Here is an 11326-nt window from a genome sequence, read left to right as displayed (position 1 = left end):
GCGCCAGAGGCCGCCACCCGCCGCGACGCTCAGCTTTCCGGGCCGGTCGTCGTAGCGCAGCGAGGCGGCGGCGAGGCCTATCGCGGCCGCCTGCCGGGCCTCGTCGCGGATGCCGTTGATGTCCGAATTGAGCTGGCCGAGCTTCTGGTCGGTATAGTCGTTGGCCTGCTGCAGGGTCGTGGCGGCTACCTTGTCGGTGTAGTCGTTGGACGTATCGATAGCGTAAGCCACGCGGTTGTCCGTATAGCTCTTGCCGGCGGTCAGGCCCTGGTTCATCTGGTCGACATTGACCGCATCGGTCCCTTTGACGCCGGGGCCGACATTGGAGATGACGACCGGCGCGTTGACGTCGCCACCCTGCAGCGTGATGGTGTTCGACTTGACGCCGCCCGGGGCGTCATAGGTCACCGCGTTCTGGGTGAGGTTTCCGACGCCGGCTTTCAAATCCTCGATCGCCGTGTTGGTGGCGTAGAGCTGCGAGCCGTTGATCGCATCCGTGCTGCCGGCATCGACGCGCCCGGCGGCGACATTGGTGATCGTCCGCTCGGCGCCGGCATCGCCGACGCTGACGGTTCCGGTCGGAGTCGTTCCGGCGAAGGTGTAGGTCTTGCCGCCGATGACGGTGCTGGAGGTGCCGACGGCTGTCTGCGTCACCGAGCCGGAGCCGAGCGCCACATCGTTGGCGTTGTTGGCCTGCGCACCCTGGCCGAGCGCGACGGCGCCCGCCCCGGTAGCCGTCGAGCCATGGCCCGCAGCCACGCTCTCGGCGCCGCTCGCCACGCTTTCCGGCCCGATCGCCACCGCGTTGGTGCCGCCGGCGATGCTGTCGGCCAGCGTCGAATTGGCGTGGAAGTATTTGATGCCGCCGCCATTGCTGATGGTGGTCAGGGCATTGTCGACGGCCGTCAGGCCGTCATAGACGGTCGAGTAGTTGTTGCCCTGGATAGTGTAGGTCGGGCCGGTGATCGAGCCGTCGGGATTGATCGTGGTAACGCCGCCGAACAGGTCGGTGACGTTTTTCGTCACGCCGCGCAACTGCGAGACGTTGACGCCGTCGGTGTCGGCCGAGCCCGCCGCGACATTGGTCAGCTTGCGTTCGGCCCCGGCGGCGCCGATCGACACCTCGCCGACCGAGGTCTGCGGACCGGCGAGCGCGAAGGCCGTGTAGCCGGCCTGCGCGCCGACCGTGGTGATGGATTGCGCACCGAGCGCCACGCTGTTGATGAAGGTGCTCTGGGCGCCGGCGCCGAGCGCCACCGACTGGACCCCGGACGCCAGCGAATTGGTGCCGAGCGCCAGGCCGTCGGCCAGCAACACATGGGCGTTCTGGCCGATGGCCGTTCCGCCGGGCGCTGTCAGGTCGACGATGGCGCCGTTGCCGATGCCGATGCCATTGTCGCCGTTGACGACAGTCGTCGGGCCGACCGCGACCGATTCCGCGCCGACCGCGAGCGAGTCGCCCGCCGCCGAATTGGCGTGGAAGTATTTCGTCGAGGTAACCGATACGGCAGCGATGGCGCCGGCGAGCTGGCGCACCGTCACTGCGTCCTGGTCCTGCGTGCCGTCGGCCACGTTGGTGATCTGCCGGTAGGAGTTGACATCGCCGACCGAAACGGCGCCGAGCAGCGTCTTGTCGCTCGTGTTGTACTGGATGAAGTTGGACGGACCGGCCGCGATCTGGCCGGTGGCCGGAGCGATCGCGCGATCGGAGATCGAACCCGAGCCCAGCGCCACGCTGCCGTCGATGCTGGCCTTGCTGTCGCGGCCGAGCGACAGCGCGCTGATGCCGGTCGCGGTCGCATTGTAACCGACCGCTGTGGACCCGACGCCTTGGGCGAAGGAATCGGTCTGCGCCAGCCCGGCCTCGTTGGTGCGGGCGTAGCGGATGCCTATGCCGTTGGCATCGGTATAGGTGGTCGAGGTGTCGCCGGCGATGTTGTTGAACGTGTTGCCGAGATTGGTGACGGAACCGCCGATGGTGCTGAGCGTGGTGCCGATGGCGTCGACGGCCTGGTTGGTGGCGGCGAGCTGCGAACCGTTGATGGCATCGGTCGACGTCGAACTGATCCGTCCGGCGGCGACGTTGGTGATGGTGCGTTCGGCGCCGACCGCGCCGACGCTGACCGTCGAGGTCGGGTTGGTGCCCTGGAAGGCGTAGGTGGTGCCATTGATCACGGTGCTGGGCGTGCCGACGGCGACGTCAGTGACACTGCCTGAGCCGAGCGCCACGTCGCCCGCATTGCCAGCAGCAGAGCCGGCGCCCAGCGCGAGCGCGTTCTGGGCGACGGCATTGGCGCCTACACCAACAGCAGTCGCCTGAACGCCAGCCGCAAGCGAGTTCTGGCCGATCGCCGTGCTGGAAGTGGCTGTGGCGGTGGCGTTGGCGCCAATGGCGGTGCTGTATTGGCCCGAGGCCTTGGAGATGTACCCCAGTGCCGTTGCGTCGAGCGCCGACGCGACGGCGCCACTGCCGATGGCCGAGGCGTTGGCGTCGGAGGCGCTCGAATTGACGCCGGCCGCGATGGCGTTCGTCCCCGTCGCGGTCGCGACGGGTCCGATGGCGACCGAGTCCGTACCAGTGGCCGAGGAGTCCGCCGCCGTCGAGTTGGCGTGGAAATATTTGATGCCGCCGCCGACGTTGAGATTGTTGACGACGGCGCCGATGGCGTCCACCGCCTGGTTGGTGGCGGCGAGCTGCGAGCCATTGATCGCGTCGGTCGATGTTGAACTGATCCGCCCAGCAGCGACGTTGGTGATGGTGCGTTCGGCGCCGGGTGCACCGATGCTGACCGTAGAGGTCGGATTGGTGCCCTGGAAGGCGTAGGTCGTTCCGTTGACCACACCGCTGGCCGTGCCGACCGCCGTAGTGGTGACCGAGCCCGAACCAAGCGCGACATCGCCGGAGCTTGCCGCCGCTGTCGCGCCATCGCCCAGTGCGACGTTCCCGGCGAGGCCGGCTGCGCCCGCCGTCGAGCCGTTGCCCAGCGCCACCGAGCCTTGCCCGATCGCCTTGTTGCTGTTGCCGATGGCGACGGCGCCGTTGGCCATATTGGCCGCGGTGGCGGTTGCCGTGCCGTCGCTGTTGGCGATGTTGTTGGCGCCGCCGGTGAAGGCGCCGGTACCGCTGGCATAGCTGGGATCGCCGATGGAGACGGCGCCGTCGCCATAGGCAACATTGTCGGCGCCGATGGCGACAGCCTTGCCGCCGCTTGCATTCGCCCTGGTGCCGATGGCGACGGCATCGGCGGAGTTTGCGACCGCGTTCGTTCCGGCGGCGATCGCGTTCTGGGCACTCGCGTTCGCGGTATCGCCCATCGCCAGCGCGCTCGCGCCACTCGCCGATGCGCTAACGCCCAGCGCCGTTGCGCGCGCGAGGGTCGCACGGGAGCCATTGCCGAGCGCCACGGCGCCAACATCCGTGCCCTGGGCACCCGACCCAATCGCGACCGAGCCGATCCCACTCGACAGAGCGGCATTGCCGAAAGCCAATGCGAAATTGCCAGAGGCGAGTGCGTTAGGGCCGAGCGTTGACGAGCTTGTCCCCGTCGCACGGGAATTTACCCCGATTGCGACGGCGAACTGGGCCGATGCCACGCTTGTACGGCCGATCGCCGTGGCATCAGCCACGTTTGCCGTCACGTCCACGCCGATAGCGATCGCGCTCTGAGCGAGAGCCCCCGTTCCGGCAGCGGAGCGTGCGCCCAGATAGATGGAATTCACGCCGCTGGCGATGGATCCCGTGCCAATGGCTGCGGCGTTGGTCTGGCTGGCTTGAGCGTTGTGGCCGATCGACGCGGTGTTGCTGGCGGCGACACCAATACCGGCATTGGTTCCGATCGCGATGTTGTCGTTGCCGGTGACCAGATTGCCCGCGGAGGCGGAGAGCGTTGCGTCATAGGCAACGGCGCCGTCACCAGTGCCGAGGGCGACATTGCGCTGCCCCGTGACGCCGGAGCCGGCGCCTCTCAAGACGCTTGGGACGCCGCCGCCGACAGCGGTATTCTGTCCGCCGCTGACGAGCGTGCCTGCCGCGACGCCCACCGCGACCGAGCTGGCATTTCCGGTGGTTGACCCGGCGCCGGCGCCCTGACCGACAGCAACCGTGCTGTCGCCGATCGCCAGCGCTTGCACCCCGAGTGCCGTTGAGCTGTTGCCAGTCGCCTTAGCAGCGTTGCCGACGGCGACGCCCGAGACTCCGCTGGCGTTGGCGCCGTTCCCGGCGGCGAGAGAATTGCCGCCGGTTGCCTGGCTGACCACTCCCAGCGCTATCGAATTGCCGCCGCTTGCGTTACTACCCGCTCCCATTGCGGTCGCGTTGCCGCCGGTTGCTTGGCTGGTCGATCCAACCGCGGTACCAAAGCTGTTGGCGACGGTTCCCGTGCCGAGGGCGGTCGAACTGTTCCCCGAAGCCTGGCTCACGCTGCCGACAGCGACGGAATTGCCGCCGGTCGCTTGGCTCGATACGCCAACGGCCGTCGCGGCGGCGCCAGCAGTAGCCGTGGAGCCGATGGCAGTCGCGTTCGCCCCATTTGCGGTGCTGTTGACGCCAAAGGCGCTTGCCCCGCCGGCGTTAGCATGGGCGTTTCCGCCCACAGCGAGCGCGTTAATGCCGGTCGCGCTTGCAAAGACACCTATGCCGATGGCGTTGAGGCCATTGACACTCATCGAATAGCCGATGGCGATCGAAGCGTCGCCCGTTGCACTGTTGGAGGTGCCCAACGCTACGGCGTTATTGCCATTCGTCGTGGCACCGTTACCGATGGCGACGGCGTTGCCGCCTGTCGCGGACCCGCCGCCGGCCTAGTATTGTGCCTGGGCCGGCGTGGCGAGGCTGAGCGCGGCGATCGCCGCCAGGCCGCCGACGATGCTCGCCAGGCTGACGGAGGAGGCCAAGGCCGAACGCACGCTGCCGCCGACCCCCAGCGTTCCCAGCCCCAGACGCTTGCACCCCATACCAAGCGCACGATGCGCCATGCGCAGCACGGCCATCAGGCGGCGGCGAACCGAGCGCGAACCATGATCGGCCCCCGCGATCCACTGCCCCGCGAAATGCGCTGTGCGACGCCGAACAAACGAACCGCTCGAAATCTGGCCGTTCGAAATCTGGTTGTCGGTCATGGTCCCTCTCCGCTGGCCGGCACGAAATGTCTGACAATTCCGCTCCATCGCAGGAAGACATGATTCCTGCGTGCGGTATTTCACGATATTGCTGTCTTGTGAGAAAAGAGGCGAGCAAATCGGCATAGGTTAACGGCTCGTTACCCCTGCCAATGCTTTAGAATCAAGTAATCAAGCAATTCCCTAAGCGCCGTCTCATCTAAACTTGGCGCTAAGCTTTCCCATCCGCGCCTGCAGCGGCGTCATCTGCCGGTATTTCTTCATCACGGTGGTAAAATGGCTCTGGCTCGAAAATCCGCTGGAGTGAGCGATGTCGGCGATCGTCATGCCGCTGTCGGCAAGCAACCTTTCAGCGAAATCCAGCCGCAGACCGAGGACGTACTGATGCGGCGGCATCCCGAACGTCCTCGAGAAAGCCCGCACAAAATGATAGGGTGAAAGACCGCAAACCGCGGCCATCTCGGCAAGCGCCAGCTTGCGCGTAAAGTTCTCGTCCAGGAATTGCCGCACGCGGCTCGCGGCGCGGACGGAAAGCCTGCCTTTTGCGTTGAGCGTCGGTTGTCGCGAATTGGGTCCGGAAACCGGTCCGGGGACACCATCCTCACCCGGCATTTCTTGGCCTCCTGATTCGTCCCGGATGAGGTTCAACCCTAGGCTTCCTTCCGCGTTCCCCTGAAAAACAATTCGTGATTGATCGAAGCCGACCGGCATCGCCAACCCCATTCATGAGAGCGTTCCAAGATGTATTCTGGAAAACGCCGCAAGGCGCCTGTTGCGGCCTGGGTGGGTGCGCAGCAGATCGGCCGGGTCGACCGTGCCGAAAGCAGGCGGATCGAGTTCGGCGAGATCGAATTCATGCACGGCCAATTGCGCCAGCGCTTCGGGAGCGATGGAAACGACGGCGTTCTCCCGGGTCAGGGACCAGGCCGGCTTGCTGTCCACACCCGCCGGATTGACGACGCGACATCCGGTCGGCGTATTGCACCGCGTGATCCGGTCGCTGCCGAGCAAGGCTCTCGATCGGCGTGCGGGCCGCAGCGCAATTCCAGTGGAATGCTCTTTGGCCGGGAATGTCTGCGAGACGGGATCGCGAGCGGAGTCTATGACACTCCGCGCCGCGGTGGGCCTCCAGGGGCCTGCGCTTTCAGGAATTATGTCCAGGACATATCGAGCTGTCCGTTCTCGATTGACGCCCTGGGAATTGCCGCCTTCCCGAGCATCGTCCGTATTTTCCATTGCCTGGCCTCAGCCGCTTGTCTGCCGCCTGAAATCCCCCTTAGCCCGACCCGGATCCAACGTAACGCACATGCTGCGGATAGTGAATAACATCCGTACGCAAACAAAAAATTTTGTTCGGGATAAAAGCCCCTCGGGGCGAGGAACCCAGGCCTTTAGGTCGCGACTACGGGTCAACAGGTCCCTTTGGACCCTTCGGCGCATTGGCTGACGGAGCATCAAACGAAAAACCCGCCTGCTCGGCGGGTCACTGGCGCAAATCAGCACCATGCACGAATATATACCTTAGCTGAGATCACCGTGTCAAGAAAAAATTCCTATCGCGAAAAGCTGCCGACGCAAAAGCCGCGACACAGCCAGCAATGCAGAGCTACCAGATTGGCTACCGGTCATTGCAGATCGTCGCGACGATTCTCATACAAATCCCATGCAAGTTCGACAAACCCCAGAAGAACGTCCTCCTCGCTCCATCCGGCAGCGACGGCCGCCTGGACGATCTCGCGGACGAGAGGCAGCAATTGGCGTTGGCATTCTGCCGACGTGTCGGCAACTACGTCATCGCCGGGAGGTTCATCGAAGTTGAATTTCATCGTTAGGCGCCCCCCCTCGCCATCAATCAAAGTGTTCATATCATTAAGTTCATTCATCCTGATATACAATAGAGGTCGCACCAAAGCATAAGAGGCTTCGGAGGCTCTGAGCAGAACAGGATGATGCCAGGCTCTATGCTTCCGCTAGGTCAGGTTTGTCCTTCTGAACAGGGTCCGTCGGGAAGCTTCTACCCATCAATCTCTGCGGCTGGTCGAAACCTTCGGCCAGGGCCGCATGCCACCATCCGGCGAATGCGCGGCAGGACCGGCCGCATTGCCTTCTGCAACCGCTCGCTGGATAGTCTCGGCATGTTGGCGACCCTGGCGACTCACTGGCCGCAAATTCTGGCGATCATCTCCGTGGTGATGGCGACGGTCGGCATCGTCCATGCCGTCATGACCAAGGAAGATGTGCGCGCCGCCACCGGCTGGGTCGGCGTGATGGTGCTGTCCCCGATCCTCGGCGTGCTGATCTACGCCGTCGCCGGCATCAATCGCATCCGTCGTGCCACGATCACCGCCCAGCGCCCGTTTGCCGACGGCGTGGTGTCCGCCAAGCATGAGCGCGACGTCGCTGTCGAAGAGGCCCTGATCGTCGAGCGATACGGGCAACGGTTCACGGGCTTGCGGACACTCGGCGACAGGGTGGCGCGGCGCGCGCTCAACCCTGGAAACGCAATCGATGTGCTGGAGACCGGCGACGAGGCCTATGCCGCCATGTGCGCGGCGATCGACGGCGCCGAGCGCAGCGTCCTGCTCGAGACCTATATTTTCGACAATGACGCCGTCGGCCTGCTCTTCGTCGAGGCGCTGGCCGGCGCCGTCCGGCGCGGCGTCACCGTCCGCGTGCTGATCGATGCCGTCGGCGCCCGCTACTCGGTGCCGAGCATCCTGGGGCATTTGCGCGAGGCCAACATCCCCGCCGATGTCTTCAACGGCAACATCGTCATGGGCCTGCGCCTGCCCTACGCCAATCTGAGGACCCACCGGAAGATCCTGGTGGTGGACGGCATCGCCGCCTTCACCGGCGGCATGAACATCCGAAAAGGCTTCTCCGCCGAATTCGCCGGCTCCAACAGCGCCAGGGACACACATTTCCGGGTGACCGGCCCGATCGTCGCCGACCTCTTTTCGGTCGCCGCCGAAGACTGGCGCTTCGCCACCAACGAGGCGCTGAAGGGCGACGCCTGGCGCATTGCCCCGCTGTCGCCATCGCCAGGCGCACCGATGATGGTGCGGGCAGTCGCTTCCGGCCCGGATGCCAGCAACGAGACCAACCACAAGCTGCTGATCGGTGCGTTCTCGGTCGCCCGCAAGTCCATACGCGTGATGTCGCCCTATTTCCTGCCGGATCGGGAACTGATCAGCGCACTGATCACCGCCGGCAGGCGCGGGGTCGAGATAGACATCGTGGTGCCGGCGGTGAACAATCTTTTCCTCGTCGACCGCGCGATGATGGCGCAGTTCGATCAGGTGCTCAAACACTATTGCCGTGTCTGGCGAACCGAGGGACCATTCGACCATTCGAAGCTGCTTTCGATCGACGGCGTGTGGGCCTATGTCGGATCTTCCAATCTTGACGCCCGATCGCTGCGGCTCAATTTCGAGATCGACTTGGAGGTGCTCGATGCCGGCTTTGCCAGCGAGATCGAGGCGCGGATCGGGTCGGCGATTGCCTCCGCCGTGCCGGTAACGCTGGAAGCCTTGCGAGCCCGGCCGTTCCTTATCAGGCTGTTCGACCGGGCATTGTGGCTCGGTTCACCCTATCTCTAAGGCGGAGGTGCGCTTGAGGAACTCGTCTGTCATGGAACATACGCCGAAATTGCCTATTTTGACTGTATCCGGCTTCTGAATTGAAGCCAGCGAGAACGAGCAGCACAGATGCACAGAATTGGACGCAGCCTCCCGGCAAGCATGCTTCTGTCCCTTCGTGACCGCCGGATGCAGAAAGCTAACGCCGCCGCACTCAAGACGACAGCCACCACCGGCACGCTGGTTGCCTCCTACAATGTCCACAAATGCATCGGCGTCGACAGGAAGTTCGATCCGGACCGGACCATCCGCGTCATCCGCGAAATCGATCCGGATGTCATTGCCCTGCAGGAAGCCGACAACCGCTTCGGCGACCGTGATGGTCTTCTCGACCTGCCCCGGCTCGAACGGGAAACCGGACTGGTTCCGGTGCCGATTTCCGCCACCGGCAAGGGCCATGGCTGGCATGGCAACGTCTTGCTGTTCAAGAAGGGCGTCGTTCGCGACGTGCACCAGATCAAGCTTCCGGGGCTGGAGCCGCGCGGCGCGGTGGTGGCGGAGATCGACCTCGATGGAAGCCGGACGCTGCGCATCATCGCCGCCCATCTTGGCCTGCTGCGCCGCTCCCGCTCCCAGCAGGCGCGCGTCGTGCTCGACCTGATGAACAGCCCGGACGAAAGACCGACCCTGCTGCTCGGCGACCTCAACGAATGGCGGCTTGGCAACCGCTCCGCTCTCAACACGCTGCATGCGACGTTCGGCCCGCAGCCGCCGGCGGTCCCCACCTTCCCGTCGAACCTGCCGCTGCTGGCGCTCGACCGGATCATGGCCAACCGGCATGGCATGATTGCCGCCATCGACGCGCATGACACGCCGCTTTCACGCGTTGCCTCCGACCACCTGCCGCTGACGGCTTTCGTGCGCCTGGAGCGGGTGGACGATAACGCCTTGATGTCTCCCGCGTCGCAAAGAGTGTAAAATTAGTCGGAACGCCCAGTTCTTCCGCGAGTTACCATGTCTTGAACGTGTAGGAGGACGAGATGAAGAAGTTGATTCTGGCTTCCCTGTTGGCATTGGCCGCGACAGCGGCGATCACTGCGCCGACGCGAGCGGCAAGCGTGACCATCCAGTCCGACGACGATCGATATTTGCCGGACGACGATTCCGACAGTGGGATCGTTATTCGCCGTCATCACCGCGATCGCTATTCCGACAATCAGTATGATGGCGACCGGAACGTTCAGTATGACGATGGCGAATACCGGTACGGCGAATATCGCCGCCACCACCGGCATCATCGCTGCCATATCGAACTGGTCAAGCACTGGCGCCACCACCACAGGGTGATCGAAGAGGTTCGCGTCTGCGGCTGATCCCGATCGAACCAACCGGCCGGCGAAAGCCGGCCGGTTTCATCGCGTATGGTGGCGAGAGATGCCGCCATCGACCAGTTGGAAATGCCCCTGCAGACGACTGACGCGCGGCGCGGTTCGCGCAGCTGGATTACCTGGCTGATCTTGTCGCGATTGCGCTTGGCACGGTAACTCACTCTCCACCATCCCCGTCAAGCCGCAGATCACCGGCGCGCTTCCCAGGGCATGGCAATCGGCTAGCCGATCCCACCATGCACCGGTCGTTGCCCGACCCGTGTTCGGGTTGGGCTTGCTCTTCGCATTTGGTGCCTCTGGACACAGCCGTGGAAGGCTGAAAAATGTGGAGCGCAACTCGGCTTTTTGAGTTGAACCGGAACACCAGGAGGATGGCGCTGAAATTGGAAGATATTGCCGGCCATCCGGCGTTGCATCGCTACGTTCAGGAACAGTCCCTGGCGCTGATCCGAATCTATGAGGAGAGCCCTCGCCTGGCTTCCATTTTCGCCACGCAGCAGCGTTGGCTGATGGGTCATGTCGGCCTCGCCATGCATTTCAGGCGCGATCCGCACGACCGCCGCAAGGAACTGACGGTATCGCGGTTCATCGAGTTCGTGCACCAGCATGCGGTCGCCAGCCGCAACACGGCGGACGCTTTCATCAAGGAGATGCTGCACTACCACATCGCCGAGTATGTGTCGGGTGGCGACGGCCGTACGCACCCTTTGCAGCCGACGGCGGCAACCGTGCAGACCTTTACCGGCTGGGTCCTTGCCCATCTGCGGACGCTGGATCGCCTCGACGGCGCTGACCGCTTGGCCAGGTTCCTCGAACACCCCGAGATGGTTGCCGGGCTGCAGCCTCTGGTGGCGGACGGCCTGCTTGCCTCCAAGCCGGTGCGCGAACCCAACCAGACCTTTTCCCTGTTCATCTGGCTCAACAATGGCGGCATCGTCATGGACTGGCTGATGTCGGGCATCGACCCCGATCACGCCGGCCTGGACCAGATTCCGACCAGCGTGGTTTCGATCGGAGATTTCGCCAAATGGCTCAAGCTCTCGCGGACACATCTGGCCCGCAAGCTGCGCGCTGCCGAGAATCTCGGCAGCATCGGCTGGCTCGGCCAGCGCGGCCATTCGGTGATGTGGGTGTCGAATACATTCTACCAGGAATACATGACAGTCCAGGCGGCCAAACTGGCCATCGTCGACACCGCTTTCAATGCCTGTTTTCCGCCGGCTGGAAGCTGATCGGTGCGGC

The 11326-nt window shown here is 64.3% G+C and carries 7 protein-coding genes and 1 pseudogene; 4 read left to right on the top strand and 4 right to left on the bottom strand.

The features are described from left to right. From EN955_RS06810 to EN955_RS06795, 4 genes and pseudogenes are all read right to left on the bottom strand, one after another. A pseudogene (locus EN955_RS06810) lies at positions 1–5118 on the bottom strand (calcium-binding protein); the annotation flags it as partial. Between the two features lie 195 nt (positions 5119–5313). Then, positions 5314–5829, bottom strand: a complete 516-nt coding sequence (locus EN955_RS06805) for an AraC family transcriptional regulator (RefSeq protein WP_024502659.1) — start codon at positions 5827–5829, stop codon at positions 5314–5316. A gap of 12 nt (positions 5830–5841) precedes the next feature. Further along, a complete protein-coding gene (locus EN955_RS34740) occupies positions 5842–6129 on the bottom strand; it encodes a hypothetical protein (RefSeq protein ID WP_024502660.1) in 288 nt (95 codons plus the stop codon). 614 nt (positions 6130–6743) lie between these two features. Further along, on the bottom strand, positions 6744–6944 hold the full coding sequence (locus EN955_RS06795) for a hypothetical protein (protein WP_013529836.1): 201 nt from the start codon (positions 6942–6944) through the stop codon (positions 6744–6746). A gap of 309 nt (positions 6945–7253) precedes the next feature. Between EN955_RS06795 and EN955_RS06790 the strand changes: the two genes are divergently transcribed. The 4 genes from EN955_RS06790 to EN955_RS06775 all read left to right on the top strand — a co-directional run bounded on the left by EN955_RS06790 (position 7254) and on the right by EN955_RS06775 (position 11316). Beyond that, on the top strand, positions 7254–8717 hold the full coding sequence (locus EN955_RS06790; RefSeq protein WP_024502662.1) for a phosphatidylserine/phosphatidylglycerophosphate/cardiolipin synthase family protein: 1464 nt from the start codon (positions 7254–7256) through the stop codon (positions 8715–8717). Positions 8718–8825: 108 nt separating this feature from the next. After that, positions 8826–9674 carry an endonuclease/exonuclease/phosphatase family protein gene (locus tag EN955_RS06785; RefSeq protein ID WP_013529834.1) on the top strand — a complete coding sequence of 283 codons (849 nt, stop codon included), beginning with the start codon at positions 8826–8828 and terminating at the stop codon, positions 9672–9674. A gap of 62 nt (positions 9675–9736) precedes the next feature. Beyond that, positions 9737–10069: a hypothetical protein gene (locus EN955_RS06780; protein WP_024502663.1), complete on the top strand. Its 333-nt coding sequence runs from the start codon at positions 9737–9739 to the stop codon at positions 10067–10069. Positions 10070–10455: 386 nt separating this feature from the next. Beyond that, a complete protein-coding gene (locus EN955_RS06775) occupies positions 10456–11316 on the top strand; it encodes a hypothetical protein (protein WP_024502664.1) in 861 nt (286 codons plus the stop codon). The last annotated feature ends 10 nt before the right edge of the window (positions 11317–11326 follow it).

The organism is Mesorhizobium sp. M7A.F.Ca.CA.001.04.2.1, from assembly GCF_003998485.1.
In the GTDB taxonomy this organism is placed as follows: domain Bacteria; phylum Pseudomonadota; class Alphaproteobacteria; order Rhizobiales; family Rhizobiaceae; genus Mesorhizobium; species Mesorhizobium ciceri.
This window is presented reverse-complemented; position numbering and strand designations above follow the sequence as displayed.